Genomic DNA, 15,693 nt, shown 5'->3' on the forward strand with positions numbered 1-15,693 from the left:
GACAATGTCTAAGTCAAGTGACCATCCAAAGTCACACCCGATCGGGACTCGTTCCCTCCACTGTTAGGCTGGGCCCCATGAGCGACCTGCTGGAACGACTCCGTGGACGCGGCTGGCGCATGACGGCGCAGCGGCGTGTCGTGGCCGAGGTCCTCGACGGGGACCACGTGCATCTGACTGCTGACGAGGTCCACGCGAGGGCCGTCGACAGGCTGCCCGAGATCTCACGCGCCACCGTCTACAACACCCTCGGCGAGATGGTGTCCCTCGGCGAGGTGCTGGAGGTCTCCACCGACCGCCGCGCGAAGCGGTACGACCCGAACGCGCACCGCCCGCACCACCACCTGATCTGCGGCCGGTGCGGCGCCATCAGGGATGTGCACCCGGCGGGCAACCCGCTGGCGGACCTGCCGGCGGAGGAGCGCTACGGCTTCACGGTCTCCGGCGTCGAGGTGACGTATCGGGGGCTCTGTCCGAACTGCGCCGCGTCTGCGTGAGCCCGTGCCGGGCCCGTCTCCCTCGTGGGGCGGGCCCGGCTTTTTCGTTTCCCGGGTTCCCGGACATTTTCCCGGGTTCCCGGACATGACGAAGGCCCGGATCTCTTCTCGAGATCCGGGCCTTCGTTCCTCAGTAGCGGGGACAGGATTTGAACCTGCGACCTCTGGGTTATGAGCCCAGCGAGCTACCGAGCTGCTCCACCCCGCGTCGGTGAATGCAACATTACGTCAACGGGTTGGACGGCGCAAATTCCTTCACACCGGCCCCCGGGCGGCCGTTCCGGCGTTACGCGGTCAGCTCCTGGTGCAGCGCGTCACGCAGCCGGGCCGCCCGCTCGGCCACCTCGGCCGGGCCCAGCTCCACGGCCCGCGCACACCAGCGCTGGCCCTCGGTGAGCTCGCCCCGGCGTGCGGCGAGCAGGGCCAGGCGCAGCGCGGCCCGGCCGTGACCGGCGTTGGCGGCGCGGCTCCACCACAGGGCGGCCTCGCGCTCGCTGCCCTCACGGGCCAGGAGCAGCCCCAGGTTGAAGGCGCCGTTGCGGCTGCCCGCCTCGGCGGCCTCCCGGTACCAGTGGGCGGCGCTCTCCACGTCCCCGCGCGCGGCGGCGAGCATGCCGACCCGGACCTGGGCGCGGCGGTGGCCCTGCTGGGCGGCCCGCTCGTACCACTCCTCGCACTCGGTCTTCTCCGGCATCGGCTCGCCCAGCGCGGGCGGGCCAGGCGGCGGCTGGCGCGCGTCGAGCACCCCGGCCAGCCGGAACGCCGCCTCGGCGCTGCCGCCGCCCGCGGCGCAGCGCAGATGGCGCTCGGCCTCCTGGTCCTCACCGTCGCGGAGCAGGGCCATGGCGACCTGGAGGGCGGCGTCGGTGTGCCCGGCCGCCGCGGCCCGCTCGTACCAGCCCAGCGCCGTACGGTCCTCGTCGCGCCCGGCGTGCAGGATGCCGAGGTTGAAGGCGGCGTCCACGCTGCCCGCCTCGGCCGCCTTGGAGAACCAGGGCTCGGCGCCGGTGTGGTCGCCGGCCTGGAGGAGCAGCACGGCGAGCGCGTTGGCGGCCTCGCGGTGTCCGGCGTAGGCGGCGCGGCGGTACCACTGCTCAGCCTGGGGCGTACGGTCCTGGGCGGCGCAGAGCAGCCCGAGGTTGTACGCGCCGTTGACGTCACCGGCGTCCATGGCGGCCCGGTACCAGCGCTCGGCGGTCTGCTGCTCGCCGCGCGCCGCGTGCAGGGCGCCCAGCGCGTTGGCCGCGTTGCCGTCGCCGTCCTGGGCGGCGCGCAGCCACCACACGGCGGCGCTCTCCTCGTCGCCCGCGTCGCGCAGCAGGAAGCCCAGCGCGCAGGCGGCGCGGGCCTCGCCGTCCTTGGCTGCGGTGAGGTACCAGCGGCCCGCCTCCTTGAGCTCGCCGCGCTGCTCCAGGATCGCGCCGAGGTGCAGGGCGGCACGGCGGTGCCCCCTCGCGGCGGCACGGCGGTACCACTGCTCGGCCTCGCCGACCCGGCCCGCGGCGGGACCGGCCACGGGGCTGTCCCCGACGGCTCCGCTCTTCGCGCCCTTCGCGTCGCTCTTCACATCGGTCTTCGCGCCCTGCTCGCCCTTCGTCAGGGCGTCGGGGACGGCCGGGTCGGCAGGGAGGCCCAGACCGCTCCGGCCGGCGCCCCGGCCCAGGCCGAAGGCCTCGTGCGGGTCCTCGACCGCGTTCCGCTCCAGGGTGCGGGCCAGCCGGTAGGCGGCCTCCCGGTGGCCCTGCCCGGCGGCGGCGCGCAGCCAGCGCTCGGCGCCGATGTCGCCGCGGTGCTCCAGGAGGTCGGCCAGCGCGTAGGCGCCCAGCGCGTGGCCCTGCTCGGCGGACTGGCGCAGCCAGTACTCCGCGCCGGGCTCGTCGCCGCGCTCGCGGAAGTGGCGGCCCAGCGCATGCGCGGCGGCGGCGGAACCGGCCACCGCGGCGATGCGCCACCAGCCGGCGGCCTCGTCCGGGTAGCCCCGCTGGTGGAGCAGGACGCCCAGGTTGTTGGCGGCGGCCCGGTCGCCGTCGGCGGTGGCGGCGCGGAGGTAGGTCTCGGCGCCGTCCAGCTCGCCCCGGCGCAGCAGCAGCGCGCCCAGCACGCTCATGGACGCGGTGTCCCCGGCCTCGGCGGCCCGGCGGTGGCGCGCCTCACTCTCGGCGCTGTCCGCCGCGTCGACGGCGTCCGTGGTTCCCGCGTCGGCGTCCGTGGTGCCGGCGCCCGGCGTGGTCACGCCCGTGGCGCCCGTGACGTCGGCGGCATGTACGGCGTCCGCGTCCACGTTTCCCACCTCACCGGCGGTGGTGGCGTCCCGTGGTCCGGGTGTGCTCGCGCTCGCTCCGGCAGCCCCGGCGATGACGGCAGCGAAGGCCGCATCTGCCACCTTGTCCGCCTTCTGGCCGCGCCGCTGCACAAACCGCCCTGTCTCCAACAGAGTTGCCCTGTCCCCCATAAATACCATCGTCGCACCACCTGTAACCCGCGTACACCTGGTATATCGCGGCCAGTGAGGTCACTTCAGCGTTTTGTCGACATGCCCACAGAGAGACAAGTCAAACACGTCGGAACCCAACTGGTGCCCAGCGAACCGCACTTCACGCCCACGGAACAAGAAAGACACGAGAACATGACGAAGGCCCGGATCCATAGGATCCGGGCCTTCGTCTTCAGTAGCGGGGACAGGATTTGAACCTGCGACCTCTGGGTTATGAGCCCAGCGAGCTACCGAGCTGCTCCACCCCGCGTCGTTGTGTTCAAACCGTACCACGACGCGGGGTGGTGCTTTCTCAGGTGCCCTGGTCGCCGGCCTGCTCGGCCCCGCCGCCCTCATCGGGCTTCTCGTCGGGCTTCTTGGCCGGGTCGGCTCCGTCGTCCTTCTCCGGAGCATCGGCCTTGTCGCCCTCGGCACCGCCCGTGGGCTGCGCCTTGGCCGCCCGCTCCAGAGCCTCCTGGAGCGCGTCCTGGGCCTTGCCGTAGGCGGGCCAGTCCTGCTCCTTCAGCGCCGCCTCACCGTCCTCGTACGCCTTCTGGGCGTCCGCGATGGCCTTCTTGAGCGCGTCGCTTCCGGTGGCCGGCGGCTCGGTGGTGTCGCCCGGCGGCTCACTGGGGTCGGGCGGTGTGGTCTCGGCGTCGCCGTCGACCCCGAAGACCGCGTTGAGCGCGTCTCCCAGGCTGTCCTCGAAGACGATCTTCGAACCGTAGGAGGCGGCCACCTTGCGCAGCAGCGGGTAGTTCTGCGTACCACCGCGGGTGTAGACGGGCTCGATGTAGAGGAAGCCGCCTTCGAGCGGCACCGTCAGGAGGTTGCCGTACTCGATGTCGGAGTCCGAGCCCCTGAGGTCCCGCACGAACGTGGCGACGTCCTCGTTGCCGTTGAGCTCACTCTGTACCTGGCCCGGGCCCTTCACCGTGGAGGTGACCCGGAGCAGTCTCATCGTGCCGTATTCCTTGCTGGACGCGTCCGCGTTCACCGCCATGAAGGCGCCGAGGTTCGGGCGCCCCCTCGGGGTGAACGTGGTGGTCAGCGAGAACGCCTGCTGGTCCTGGCCCGGCATCTTCATGGACAGGTAGTACGGCGGGACGGAACCCGGCTCCTTGTTGGTCGGGTCGTCCGGCACCTGCCACGCGTCGGAACCGCTGTAGAACTGCGCGGGGTCCTCGACGTGGTAGCGGGTGAGCAGCTCGCGCTGGACCTTGAAGAGGTCCTGCGGGTAGCGCAGGTGGTCCATGAGCGTCTGCGGGATCTTCGAGCGGTCCTCCACCGTGCCCGGGAACGCCTTGCGCCAGGTCTTGAGGACCGGGTCCTTGGTGTCCCACTCGTAGAGCTTGACCTTGCCGTCGTACGCGTCGACGGTGGCCTTCACGGAGTTGCGGATGTAGTTGACCTGGTTCTGCTGGGCGACGACCGCGCGCTGGTTGGTGGTCAGCGAGTCGGCCGTGGTGTCGCCGAGCGTCGTCCGCGAAGCGTACGGGTAGCCGTTCGTCGTGGTGTAGGCGTCGACGATCCACTGGATCCGGCCGTCGACGACCGCCGGGTAGGCGTCGCCGTCAATGGTCAGCCACGGGGCGACCGCCTCGACGCGCTCCTTGGGCGTGCGGTTGTACAGGATCCGCGAGCCGTCACCGATGGCTCCCGAGTACATGATCTGCGGCTCGCTGAACGAGACCGCGTACGCGGCGCGGTTGAAGGTGTTGGAGAGGCTGACCCCGCTGTCGCCCTCGTAGCTGGTGGTCTTCTCGCCGTCCTCCTCGTAGTCGAGCTCCTTCTGGGGCCCGCCGACGATGGAGTACTGCTCGGTCTTCTCGCCGTAGTAGATCCGCTGCTCGTACTTCCCGAACTCACCGGTGGACGGCAGACCCGATTCGGTGAAGTCCGGGGACCCCGTCGGGTTGGTGCCGGTGGTGGTGCCGCGGGCCGCGATGGCGCCGTAGCCGTGGGTGTACGTGAAGTGGTCGTTGATCCAGTTCCGCTTGGGCAGGCCCTGGATGTTCAGCTCACGCAGACCGATGACGGTGTCCTGCTCCTTGCCGTCCTCGCCCTTGTAGCGGTCGACGTCCAGCGTCTTGGGGAACTGGTAGTAGTTCCTGCGCTGCTGGAGCTGCTGGAAGGCCGGGGAGACGACGTTGGGATCCATCACCCGGTAGCTGGCGGCCGTGTTGGCGGCGGCCCTCAGCTTGGTGTCGTCACCCGTGGTGGCCTGGCCCGAGTAGTCCTCCATCACCGCGTCGTCGATGTCGTACGCATCGCGGGTCGCGTCGATGTTCTTCTGGATGAACGGCGCTTCCTTGGCCTGCTCGTTCGGCTGGACCTGGAACTTCTGCACGATCGCCGGATAGAGCCCGCCGATCAGGATCGCCGAGAGCACCATCAGGCCGAAGCCGATGACCGGCAGCTGCCAGGTGCGGCGCCACAGCGTCGCGAAGAACAGCACGGCACAGATCGCCGCGATGAAGAACAGGATGGTCTTCGCCGGGAGATAGGCGTTCGCGTCGACGAACCGCAGTCCGGTCCAGTTGTCCGCGGCCTTGAAGTCACTGGACTTCACCGCGAGACCGTACCGGTCGAGCCAGTAGGCCACGGCCTTCAGGGAGACGAAGATGCCGAGCAGCACCGAGAGATGGCCGGTGGCCGCGGCGGTGGCGCGGGCGCCGGGGCTGGTGATGCGCAGCCCGCCGTACAGGTAGTGCGTCAGGGCGGCGGCGATCAGCGAGAGCACGGTCGCCGCGAAGCCGAAGCCCAGCAGGAAGCGGTACCACGGCAGGTCGAAGGCGTAGAAGGCGACGTCCAGCTTGAACTGGGGGTCCTTCGTGCCGAACGGCACCCCGTTGACGTACATCAGCCAGGTGCGCCACTGGCCGGAGGCGGATGCTCCGGCGATCAGTCCGACGAGCGCGGTGACGGCGAGCAGCACCCACTTCTTGAAGGGGGCGACGCTCATCCGGTAGCGGTCCAGGCTCTGCTGCTCCAGCGACATCGCGCTCAATGGCGGCCGGAGCCGGTGCGCGAGCCAGATGTTCACGCCGATGGCCAGGGCCATCAGCAGTCCGAAGACGAGGAACAGTCCGATCTTGGTCCACAGGGTGGTGGTGAAGACGGAGGAATACGCGACCGACCGATACCAGAGCCAGTCCGTCCAGAACCCGGCGAACATGACGAAGGCCATGGCGAGAACCGCCAGGACCCCCAAGGTCATGAGCAGGGTGCGGACGCGCCGGGACGGGCGGCCGACACTGATCCGTGGCCCGGTCGGGCCTCCGCCGCGGTCCGGCATCTGGAAAGCCAACGTGCGCACCTCGAAGTTCGCGGTCGTGTGGAGCGGGCCCAGCGGTCCTAGAACCCACCTATGCAACTTACTGAAGCTTTACCTAGTTCCCGATACCGGGGCCGAAGGAGGCAGGATATTGCCCATGCCCAACGTTTCCCCCGCAGGACCCCCGATGGCAGCGAGCCCGCTCACCGTCGCCGTCCTCGAAATCGACGCCTATGCCTCCACCCTCGGCTGGGACCAGCCCGCCCGGCTGTTCGCCCTGGTCGACACCGCCCGGCTGCGGGTCCAGGAGCCGGGTCTCGCCGCTCAGCTCGGGCTGGACGACGCTGCCTCCACGACCGCTTCCCTCACCCCGATCGAGCAGGAGGAGCTGCCCGCCGGTACCGCCCTGGACGATTTCCTCGGCACCATCGCCTGGCCCGACTCCGTGGCCGGCTGCGCCATGACCGTGGAGCGGCTGATGCTGCCGCCGTCCGCCGAGGCCTCCGTACCGGAAGGGCTCAGCGACAAGAAGCTCACCCAGTGGGTCGCCAAGCACCCCGACCGGCAGGAGGTGCGGATGACGGTGGCCGTGCTGCGGGACGGGGCGCGTGAGTCCGCCGTGCGGCTGCGCGAGAAGGACTCCCCCACGGAGGTGCTGACCGGTGCGGGTCTGGTGCCGGGGCTGGCCGAGGCCCTCGCGGCGACGTTCGAGTCCTGACCGGGCCGACTTTCGAGTCCTGACCGGGCCGATGTCCGAGCCCTGACCGGCCGGGCCTCCGAGCCCTGACCGGCCGGACGTCCGAGCCCTGACCGGGCCCGCCCTCCGCCTCCCGACGCGCTGTCAGCCTGCCGAGCAGCTCGGCAGCGCGTCGGTCTTCCCGGCGCTGATCTGCTCCATCGACCTCCTGGCGTCGTCGATGGTCTTGACCCGGACCAGGGTCAGCCCGTCCGGGGTGTCCGAGGCGGCCGCCGAGCAGTTGTCGTCGGGCGTGAGGAAGTAGCGGGCGCCCGCTTCGCGGGCCCCGACGAGCTTCATGTTGATCCCGCCGATCGGGCCGACCTTGCCCGCGTCGTCGATGGTTCCGGTGCCCGCGACGAACTTCCCGCCGGTCAGATTGCCCGGGGTGAGCTTGTCGATGATGCCCAGGGAGAACATCAGCCCGGCGCTGGGGCCGCCGACGTCCGCGAGCTCGATGTCGATCTCGAACGGGAACGTATGGTCGGTCCCGGCCCTGATCCCGACGACGGCCCGCTCCTTGCCGCCCTCCTCCGCGGGGGGCGCCTTCTCGGTGGTGATGGTGATCTTCCGGCTTCCCTCGGGGGCCCGGCCGGCCTTCTCGGCGGCGGCCGCCTCCTTCGCCGGGACGATGGAGAAGGTGACGTTCTCGCCGGGCTGGTGCTTGGTCACGAGCTCGGCGACGTCACCGGGCTCCTTGACCGGGGTGCCGTCCACGGCCTTGATCACGTCACCCGCGTGCAGCTTGCCCTCGGAAGGGGTGCCCTTGACGACGGTGGAGACCACGACCTGGGTGGCGACCGGGATGTCCAGCTCCTTCAGGGCGGCGACCTTGGCGCTCTCCTGGGACTGGCTGAACTCCTCGGCGTTCTCCTGGGTGGACTGCTCCTCGGTCTTGCCGTCCGGGTAGAGCGTGTCGTGCGGTACGACGATGCTGTCGTGGGCCAGCCAGCCCCAGACGGCCTGGCCCAGGTTCATCCGGTAGTCCGCCCCGGTGACGCGGACCGTCGTCATGTTGAGGTGCCCGGAGGTCGGGTAGGTCTTGCGACCGGTGATCCGCAGGACCGGTTCGCCACGCGCGTCACCCAGGGTGTTGACCGTCGGTCCGGGAGACATCTCCGAGTACGGGACTTTGATCAGCAGGCCTGCGCAGAACAGCACGATGAGGATGAGTGCGGAGGCGAGCATCGTCGCGGTGCGGCGTGGCATGGAACGACAGTACGGGAAGGGCCTGTCCGTCCACCCTCGGGGCCGGTCCGTCCGAGGATGGGCGCAAGCGCGGCGGAAAGGTGGTCACGCGGCGTTCGACGGCCTCAGAGAGCCTCGGAACCGGAGTGCGATTTCTCCATCGCGTCACGGAACCTGGCGTACCCGGCGAGTTCGGTGACGTCGCCGGTCGTGCGATTGCGAGCAGCCCAAGAAGCCCATATCGCACCGCCGACAGCAGCGAAAAGTGGAATCAACAGCCAAGCGAGTGCCGCCATCACGACCTCCCTACCACGTGAGCGATCGAATGATCGATCTGCAGATTAACGATCCGGAAGACCAACGCTCACGGCAGGGGTGCGGTTACGCAAATCGGGGCTGATGCGCTCCGGTCCGGTTTGCGCTCAGCAGGCCCCGACCCACTCCTCCGTGCCGTCGGAGAAACGCTGGTGCTTCCAGATCGGAACCTCGTGCTTGAGGTCGTCGATGAGCTTGCGGCAGGCGGCGAAGGCCTCCGCGCGGTGCGGACACGCGACGGCGACGACCACCGCCAGATCGCCCACCTCCAGTTCACCCACCCGGTGGACGGCGGCGAGGCCGCGGACCGGGAAGTCGGCGACGACCTTCTCCGCCACTCGGCGCAGCTCGTCCTCGGCCGAGGGATGGCAGGAGTAGCCGAGCGCCCCGACGTCCTGTCCGGCGTCGTGATTGCGCACTGTGCCGACAAAGAGGGCGATGCCGCCCGCGGCGTCGTCCCCGACGGCACGGAAGACCTCGTCGACGGAGAGTGCGCTCTCCCGGATCGCCAGCAGCCGGATCGGGTCCGAAGCCGCCTGCTCGCCGGGGTGGTCCTGGGTACGTGCCATGCCCCCATCGTGCCGTACGGCACCGACATCGCGGAATTGCCTGTTCGACCGGCGGACGCACGGCCGCCTTGGAGCCTCCTACAGACACCCGCCGGACCCGGTGGACACGGTCAGATGCGGCGGCGGGCCTTGCGGGCCCGGCGGACCAGGGCGGCCGTGCCGAGCAGGGCGACGGTGGCTCCGGCGGCGGTGGCGGAGACGGCGGTGGCGTCCTTGCGGCCGAGGCGGCGTCCGGCGACGGTGTGGCGTCCCTCGACCTCCTCCAGGAGCGCGCCCAGGACTTCCTCATTGGTCCACTGCGGCCGCCATCCCACGTCGTGCAGCCGGCTCACGCTGACCACCCAGGGGTGCATCGTGTACGCCAGGTCACCGGCCGGTGACGGGGTGAGCCCGATGCGGTGCAGCCGGGCGGCCGCCCCCAGGGCGACGGCGGAGGGCAGCTCCATCCGGCGTACGCCGCTGAGCTCCTCGACCTCCTCCTGTTCGAGCCAGCCGTCGCAGCCGACCGCGAACTCCCCGTCGATCTTCTCCAGGGCGGCGTACTCCAGGGCCGTCACCAGGTCGTCGACATGGCAGAACTGCCAGGTGGGGCGGGAACCGGCGACAACCAGGAGACGCGGTGACTCGAAGTAGCGGGTCAGCGCGGTGTCCGTGCCGCCGACCAGGACGGTGGGGCGTACGACCGTGACGTTGAGCCCGGGATGGGCGCGGGGGGCGCGGCGGCCGAGCCGTTCGATCTCCAGGAGGTCGCCGACGCCGGTGGCCTCGGCGGTGGCGCGCAGTTCGGCATCCTCGGAGAGCGGCACGTCGTTGTCGGGGAGCGCCCCGTAGACCATGGCCGAGGTGCACAGCACGACCCGGTGGACCCCGGCGGCGGCCGCGGCGGTGAGCACGGTCTGGGTGCCCCGTACGTTGTACGCGGTACGGGCGGCGGGGTCGGTCTCCAGATCGAGGTCGAGCGCCAGGTGGACGACGACGTCCGCGCCGCGCAGCTTCTCCGCGATGGCCGGATCGCGTACGTCCAGGATGTGCCAGGTCGCCTCGGAGACCTCTCCGCGGCGTTCGTCGATCGCGATGACCTGCTTGATCTCGTCGGATGCGGCGAGGCGGGCGGTCAGCAGCTCACCGACGCCGGTCGCGGCACCGGTGACCGCGACGACGGGGCCCCGGTTCCTGGGGGACCTGGGGCGTTTCTTCTCGGGTGTGCTCTCGGGCGAGGGGTCGGTCAGGTTTCGCGCTGCGCGAACCTGTGGATCTGGGGAACTCACCGGGCGTCTCCAGCGGTTGTCTTCAGTACGTACCCGAATGACGCGTACGTACCAGGTGGCGTCCATCCTGCCGCAGGCCGGGAGTCGGCGGAGCACCGAGGCCCGAAGCGGGCGTGGTGTCTACGCTGGATGGTGATGTCGGGCAGTCGCCGTCGGTTCGAGCCGGCGGCCCTACGAGCCGAGGAAACCCGTGAGTGACACCCCATTCGGATTCGGCCTTCCGCCGGAGGAGCCGGAGAACGGCGACGAGGGCAAGAAGAAGGACCCCACCGAAGGTGGGCAGAGCGCGGGCGGGCCGGGAAACCCGTTCGGTTTCGGGCCGGGGGCGGGCGGGGACAACCCGTTCGCCGCAATGTTCGGCTCCATGAATCCGAACGATCTCGGTGCGGCCTTCCAGCAGCTCGGCCAGATGCTGAGCTATGAGGGCGGTCCCGTGAACTGGGACATGGCCAAGCAGATCGCCCGCCAGACCGTCTCTCAGGGGACGGCCGACGGCACCAAGGACGCGAGCGTCGGCCCCTCCGAGCGGACGGCGGTCGACGAGGCGCTGCGGCTGGCCGACCTCTGGCTGGACGGTGTGACGTCGCTGCCCTCCGGTTCGGTCTCCACCGTGGCGTGGAGCCGTGCGGAGTGGGTCGAGGCCTCTCTGCCGGCCTGGCAGCAGTTGGTCGACCCGGTGGCCGAGCGGGTGGGCCTGGCGATGGGCGATGTGCTGCCCGAGGAGATGCAGGCCATGGCGGGCCCGCTGATCGGCATGATGCGGTCGATGGGCGGCGCCATGTTCGGCCAGCAGATCGGGCAGGCCGTGGGCACGCTCGCCGGTGAGGTGGTCGGTTCCACGGACATCGGGCTCCCGCTGGGCCCGGCGGGCAAGGCCGCGCTGCTCCCGCTGAACGTGGCGCGGTTCGGCAAGGACCTCAGCGTCCCGCAGGACGAGGTACGGCTGTACCTGGCCCTGCGCGAGGCCGCCCACCAGCGGCTCTTCGCCCATGTGCCGTGGCTGCGCTCGCACCTGTTCGGTGCCGTCGAGGCGTACGCACGCGGGATCAAGGTCGACACCAGCAAGCTGGAGGACGTCGTCGGCCAGTTCGACCCCTCGAACCCCGAGCAGCTGCAGGACGCCCTTCAGCAGGGCATGTTCCAGCCCGAGGACACACCGGAGCAGAAGGCCTCCCTGGCCCGTCTGGAGACCGCTCTGGCGCTCGTCGAGGGCTGGGTGGACGCGGTGGTCCACGAGGCCGCGAAGTCCCGGCTGACCTCGTCGGACGCCCTGCGCGAGACGATGCGCAGGCGCCGTGCCTCCGGTGGCCCGGCCGAGCAGACCTTCGCCACGCTCATCGGTCTCCAGTTGCGCCCGCGCCGGCTGCGGGACGCCTCGCGCCTGTGGGCCTCGCTCACCGACGCCCGGGGCCTGGAGGGGCGCGACGCCCTGTGGTCGCACCCGGACATGCTGCCGACGGCGCACGACCTGGACGACCCGGACGGCTTCGTCCACCACGAGCAGGCCGACTTCTCCGAGCTGGACAAGATGCTCGGCGAGGCCGCGAAGGGCCCGCAGAAGCCCTCCGAGACCAAGGAGAGCGACGAGGACAAGGGCGAGGGCGGCACGACGGAAGACGGCAAGGACGGCCGCGACCGGTGACCCTGCGCGACGACGCCACCCTCGTACTGAAGGGTTACGCCCCTGGGGACGAGGCGGGCGGTGACCAGGCCGGGCTGCGGCAGGTCTACCTCGACCACCTGGCACACCACCACGACGGCATGTGGAAGGCGTGCGGGGCCGGGCATCTGACGGCCAGCGCCCTGGTGATCGATCCGGAGCGGGAGAGGGTGCTGCTCACCCTGCACCGCAAGCTGCGGATGTGGCTCCAGATGGGCGGGCACTGCGAGGAGCAGGACGCCGGCCTGGAGGCGGCGGCGCTCCGTGAGGCGACGGAGGAGTCCGGCATCACGGGGCTCACCCTGCTGCCGGGCGGTCCGGTCCGGCTGGACCGGCACCCCATCCCGTCCCCCTGCAACTGGCACCTCGATGTGCAGTACGCCGCGCTGGCCCCGGCCGGGGCGGCGGAGCGGATCAGCGAGGAGTCCCTGGAGCTGCGCTGGTTCGGCTACGAGGACGTGGCGTCGGTGGCCGACGCCTCCGTCGTACGGCTGCTGGAAGCGACCCGCGCGCGGCTGTAGCGGATGAGTAGCAGTAAGGGGCGGCCTCTGTGGAGGCCGCCCCTTACTGCGTGGTGCGGGTGGAGGTCAGTTCCAGGCGTTGTTCTGGTTCTGGCCGTGGGAGCCCTGCTGGCCCATGCCGAACTGGGCGCGGGCGCCCTGGCCGATCTGGGCGTTCTGCGGGGGCATGACCTCGCTCGGCTGGACCAGGGCGAAGCCCTGGCCGAGGAAGCTGAGCTCCCAGCCCTCGCCGGTGTTGCCGCGGCGCCGGAAGACACCGCTGGAGTACGTCTGGGCCTGCATCTGCACCCGCAGGGAGCTGGACCAGGCCACGATGGCGTCGGCGTCCACGTTGACGTACTTCTCTGGCGTGACCTGCATCATCAGGGGCTGGCCGGAGGTCATGAGGGCGACCTTGCCGGTGCCGGAGATGTTGAGCTGGTACTTGCCGCTGCCGGAGATCCCGTACTGGCTGTCCACCGCGATGACCTCGGTGTGCAGCGAGGAGTCGAGCGCGAGGACGTAGGCGCTGTCCACGGTCATCCCCTCGCGGTCGACGTCCACGACGTGGATGTACTGGGCGAGGTTGGCGAAGTAGACCGTGCCCTGCCCGGAGACCCGCATCAGGTCGAGACCCTCACCGGTGCGCGCGCGGGCGCGCCGCTGGCCCTGCGACTGGTACTCGCCGTCGAAGTCCATCAGTCCCTGGTAGGCGACCATGGCGCCCTTACGGGCCAGGATGTCGTCCTGCCCGGTCAGTGCCACCCGCAGGAGCTGCGGGTTCTGGATCGTGTACCGGTCCTGGGACTGCTGCTCGGTGTAGTTGAAAAGCGGACTCTGCATGGTGTGTTCCCCTCCCCTCAGTTCCGGATCCGCAGGCGGTCCGTGCTGTCCTCGCTCGGCTGGACGACGACGATGCCCTCCCCGGAGAAGGCCATCTGATACGCCTCCCCGCTGCCACGGCCGATCAGCGCGCCGGCCTTGAAGCTGCGCTTGCCCTTCACCTTGAGGTTCGTGGACCAGGCGACGAGGGCGTCGGGGTCGACGTACGTCTCGTCGTCACCGCGTCCACAGTCGACGACGATCGGCGTGCCCCGGGAGGTGATGGCGACCCAGCCGGTGCCCTGGACGACGACGTTCCACAGGCCCTGTCCGGCGAACTTGGCCATCCCCTTGACCTTCTCGACACCCCAGGTGAGGTGCGCGTCGAAGGCCAGGAGGTTGGTGCCGTTGACCGAGATGGCCTCGTTGTTCAGGTTGATGACGACCACGTCGGCGCCGTAGTCGGCGAGGTAGAGCAGTCCGTCGCCGGAGCACTTCATGACGGGCGCGCCCTCACCGGTGATCCACTGGGAGGCGATCTGCCGGGCGGCGGGCGGGTTGGGCTCGTACTGGATGAACCCCTCGTACGCCACCATCGAGCCGGTGCGCGCGTAGAGGTCCTGCCCGGAGGCCATGGCGACCTTGAGCATGGCCGAGCCGTGGTTCTCCATCCGGGCCGTGACGGGGGTCGGGGCGAAGCCCGCGAGTTGCTGGTTCATGACGGGCTCCCTCAGACCTCGTAGGGCTGGACGACGATGAAGTTGCCGGGCGCTCCCCGGAACTGGAGGTTCACGGTCTCGCCGCTGTGTCCCGGGTACGCGTTGCGGCGCAGCCGGACCTGGCTGGAGACGATCACCTGGGAGGCGGCCGACCAGGCCACCACCGCGTTGCAGTCGGCGAACGTGGTGGGGGTGACCGGCAGGACGACCGGGGTGCCGTGGGTCTTGACGATCACGGTGCCGGTGCCCTGGAACTGCATGGTGAACAGGGCGCCGCCGGGGATGCCGTGTCCCTCGACGCGGCGGACCTCGTACTGGAGGGACTCGTCGAAGGCGAGGACGCTCTCGGCGGAGACGCAGATCGCGTCGCCCTGGAGTTCGATGGGGTGCAGGTACGAGCCCTCCTCGGCGAGGAAGACCTGGCCGCGGCCGGTACAGCGCATCAGCTGCATCTCCTGGCCGGTGGCGTTGCCGACGGCCCGTCCGACGAAGCCGGCGCTCTTGTAGCCGAAGTCGACCTTGCCCTGGTACATGACCATGCTGCCCTGGCGGGCCAGCACGCCGGCCCCGCCCATGGTCAGGTCGACCCGCATGAGCTGCTTGTTCTGCGGGGTCCAGCGCTGCCCGGTGGGGGTCTCCTTGTAGAGCTGGAGGGCGGCGTGGAGCCCGGCGCCGGCCGCCGGAGCGCCCTGGGGCACGCCTTGCGGTCCGCCGGGGGGCTGCTGACCGAAGGGGGCGGGCTGTCCGTACGGTGCCGGGGCCGACTGGCCGTAAGGAGCGGACGCGGGCTGGCCGTAGGGCGGCGTGGGCGGGGCGCCCTGGCCGGGGTGCTGGCCCGGGATCTGGCCGAACTGTGGCTGCGGGGGCTGGTGGCCGGGCTGGCCGTACGGGGCCGGGGCCGGGGGCGCCTGCGGGGTGAGCGGCGCCGCGATCGTGGGCGCGGCGTGCATCGGCTGCTGCGGTGCGGGGGCGGGGGCGCCGAAGGACGGCGCGGGCTGCGAGGCCTGGGGGGCGGGCGCTGCGGGCGGGGCGCCGAAGGCCGGGGGCGCGGTGGCCTGGGCCGGCGGGGCGAAGCCCGGGGCCGCCTGCGGGGCGGCCGGCGCCTCTTCCTCCTCGGCGACCTCGCCGCCGAAGTTCTTCAGGAGCGCGTCGAGACCGCCGTCGAAGCCCTGGCCGACGGCGGCGAAGCGCCAGACGTCCTTCAGGTAGAAGTCACCGAGCATCACCGCGCGCTCGGTGGTGAACTCCGACCCGGTGAAGGCGTATCTGACCACTTCCTCGCCGCCCGCGACGATCCGGATGTACCCGGGTCCGACCTGCGACATCTGTCCGGCACCGTCGAGCGTCGCGGTGAAGGAGAGCTTGTGGATGCCGGCCGGGATGCGGTCGAGCGTGACGCGGAAGGACTCGGTGTCGCCGGACTGCGCGCCGAGGAGCTGAATCGACTCCTCGGGCGATTTCGGCTGGTTGAAGAAGATGAAATACCGGTCGTCCGAGAGCTGTTCGTCGGCATCCAGGCCGAAGCAACTGATGTCGAAGGTCAGTCCAGGGGCGGCGATCTGCACACCTACGTACAGATCTGTCCCCGGTGTGAGATCACTGATCTTGGCCTTGTGGCCTCGTTGGAATTCCCTGGCCATACGTAACGACCGTCCCCCATCCCGAAGGT

The 15,693-nt window shown here is 70.6% G+C and carries 12 protein-coding genes and 2 tRNA genes; 4 read left to right on the top strand and 10 right to left on the bottom strand.

Annotation, left to right across the window (positions count from 1 at the left end; all coding sequences use genetic code 11):
* Positions 1 to 77: 77 nt before the first annotated feature.
* Positions 78 to 497: a Fur family transcriptional regulator gene (locus ACFWRT_RS30020; protein ID WP_380953602.1), complete on the top strand. Its 420-nt coding sequence runs from the start codon at positions 78 to 80 to the stop codon at positions 495 to 497.
* A 134-nt stretch (positions 498 to 631) separates the two neighbouring features.
* Here the strand turns inward: ACFWRT_RS30020 and ACFWRT_RS30025 are convergent.
* The 4 genes from ACFWRT_RS30025 to ACFWRT_RS30040 all read right to left on the bottom strand — a co-directional run bounded on the left by ACFWRT_RS30025 (position 632) and on the right by ACFWRT_RS30040 (position 6,268).
* Positions 632 to 705 (bottom strand) — tRNA-Met (locus ACFWRT_RS30025).
* 78 nt (positions 706 to 783) lie between these two features.
* Positions 784 to 2,958 carry a tetratricopeptide repeat protein gene (locus ACFWRT_RS30030; protein ID WP_380953601.1) on the bottom strand — a complete coding sequence of 725 codons (2,175 nt, stop codon included), beginning with the start codon at positions 2,956 to 2,958 and terminating at the stop codon, positions 784 to 786.
* A gap of 209 nt (positions 2,959 to 3,167) precedes the next feature.
* A tRNA-Met gene (locus ACFWRT_RS30035) sits at positions 3,168 to 3,241 on the bottom strand.
* A 42-nt stretch (positions 3,242 to 3,283) separates the two neighbouring features.
* A complete protein-coding gene (locus tag ACFWRT_RS30040; protein WP_380953628.1) occupies positions 3,284 to 6,268 on the bottom strand; it encodes a UPF0182 family membrane protein in 2,985 nt (994 codons plus the stop codon).
* A gap of 136 nt (positions 6,269 to 6,404) precedes the next feature.
* On the opposite strand from ACFWRT_RS30040, the gene ACFWRT_RS30045 reads away from it, so the two are divergent.
* The gene (locus ACFWRT_RS30045) at positions 6,405 to 6,965 is read left to right on the top strand and encodes a PPA1309 family protein (RefSeq protein WP_234017725.1); all 561 of its coding nucleotides are present in this window, start codon (positions 6,405 to 6,407) and stop codon (positions 6,963 to 6,965) included.
* A gap of 123 nt (positions 6,966 to 7,088) precedes the next feature.
* Here the strand turns inward: ACFWRT_RS30045 and ACFWRT_RS30050 are convergent, their stop codons facing one another.
* From ACFWRT_RS30050 to ACFWRT_RS30060, 3 genes are all read right to left on the bottom strand, one after another.
* The gene (locus tag ACFWRT_RS30050; protein ID WP_380953600.1) at positions 7,089 to 8,192 is read right to left on the bottom strand and encodes a YlbL family protein; all 1,104 of its coding nucleotides are present in this window, start codon (positions 8,190 to 8,192) and stop codon (positions 7,089 to 7,091) included.
* 401 nt (positions 8,193 to 8,593) lie between these two features.
* Entirely contained in the window at positions 8,594 to 9,055 is a 462-nt protein-coding gene (locus ACFWRT_RS30055; RefSeq protein ID WP_327220458.1) for a molybdenum cofactor biosynthesis protein MoaE, read from the bottom strand.
* Between the two features lie 110 nt (positions 9,056 to 9,165).
* Complete coding sequence (locus ACFWRT_RS30060) at positions 9,166 to 10,323, bottom strand: SDR family oxidoreductase (protein WP_109979467.1); 1,158 nt, start codon at positions 10,321 to 10,323, stop codon at positions 9,166 to 9,168.
* Positions 10,324 to 10,513: 190 nt separating this feature from the next.
* Here ACFWRT_RS30060 and ACFWRT_RS30065 point away from each other — a divergent pair, with 190 nt between their 5' ends.
* Together ACFWRT_RS30065 and ACFWRT_RS30070 are read left to right on the top strand one after the other, a co-directional pair.
* Positions 10,514 to 11,965, top strand: coding sequence for a zinc-dependent metalloprotease (locus ACFWRT_RS30065; protein ID WP_380953599.1), 1,452 nt, complete (start codon positions 10,514 to 10,516; stop codon positions 11,963 to 11,965).
* A complete protein-coding gene (locus ACFWRT_RS30070) occupies positions 11,962 to 12,504 on the top strand; it encodes an NUDIX hydrolase (RefSeq protein WP_380953598.1) in 543 nt (180 codons plus the stop codon). The genes ACFWRT_RS30065 and ACFWRT_RS30070 overlap by 4 nt, the downstream gene beginning before the upstream one ends.
* Positions 12,505 to 12,570: 66 nt before the next feature.
* On the opposite strand, the gene ACFWRT_RS30075 is transcribed toward ACFWRT_RS30070, so the two are convergent.
* From ACFWRT_RS30075 to ACFWRT_RS30085, 3 genes are read right to left on the bottom strand one after another with little or no spacing between them, the layout of a single operon-like run.
* Positions 12,571 to 13,326 carry an AIM24 family protein gene (locus tag ACFWRT_RS30075; RefSeq protein ID WP_380953597.1) on the bottom strand — a complete coding sequence of 252 codons (756 nt, stop codon included), beginning with the start codon at positions 13,324 to 13,326 and terminating at the stop codon, positions 12,571 to 12,573.
* A 17-nt stretch (positions 13,327 to 13,343) separates the two neighbouring features.
* Positions 13,344 to 14,024: an AIM24 family protein gene (locus ACFWRT_RS30080; RefSeq protein WP_018510096.1), complete on the bottom strand. Its 681-nt coding sequence runs from the start codon at positions 14,022 to 14,024 to the stop codon at positions 13,344 to 13,346.
* Positions 14,025 to 14,035: 11 nt separating this feature from the next.
* Positions 14,036 to 15,664, bottom strand: coding sequence for a TerD family protein (locus ACFWRT_RS30085; RefSeq protein WP_380953596.1), 1,629 nt, complete (start codon positions 15,662 to 15,664; stop codon positions 14,036 to 14,038).
* Positions 15,665 to 15,693: the final 29 nt, after the last annotated feature.

The organism is Streptomyces cyaneofuscatus, assembly GCF_042718795.1.
Classification (GTDB): Bacteria; Actinomycetota; Actinomycetes; order Streptomycetales; family Streptomycetaceae; genus Streptomyces; species Streptomyces cyaneofuscatus_A.

Excerpts from the sequence above, each read along its gene's own strand:
- ACFWRT_RS30020 (WP_380953602.1), top strand. The coding sequence starts at position 78 with ATGAGCGACCTGCTGGAACGACTCCGTGGACGCGGCTGGCGCATGACG.
- ACFWRT_RS30030 (WP_380953601.1), bottom strand. The coding sequence starts at position 2,958 with ATGGTATTTATGGGGGACAGGGCAACTCTGTTGGAGACAGGGCGGTTT.
- ACFWRT_RS30040 (WP_380953628.1), bottom strand. The coding sequence starts at position 6,268 with ATGCCGGACCGCGGCGGAGGCCCGACCGGGCCACGGATCAGTGTCGGC.
- ACFWRT_RS30045 (WP_234017725.1), top strand. The coding sequence starts at position 6,405 with ATGCCCAACGTTTCCCCCGCAGGACCCCCGATGGCAGCGAGCCCGCTC.
- ACFWRT_RS30050 (WP_380953600.1), bottom strand. The coding sequence starts at position 8,192 with ATGCCACGCCGCACCGCGACGATGCTCGCCTCCGCACTCATCCTCATC.
- ACFWRT_RS30055 (WP_327220458.1), bottom strand. The coding sequence starts at position 9,055 with ATGGCACGTACCCAGGACCACCCCGGCGAGCAGGCGGCTTCGGACCCG.
- ACFWRT_RS30075 (WP_380953597.1), bottom strand. The coding sequence starts at position 13,326 with ATGCAGAGTCCGCTTTTCAACTACACCGAGCAGCAGTCCCAGGACCGG.
- ACFWRT_RS30080 (WP_018510096.1), bottom strand. The coding sequence starts at position 14,024 with ATGAACCAGCAACTCGCGGGCTTCGCCCCGACCCCCGTCACGGCCCGG.
- ACFWRT_RS30085 (WP_380953596.1), bottom strand. The coding sequence starts at position 15,664 with ATGGCCAGGGAATTCCAACGAGGCCACAAGGCCAAGATCAGTGATCTC.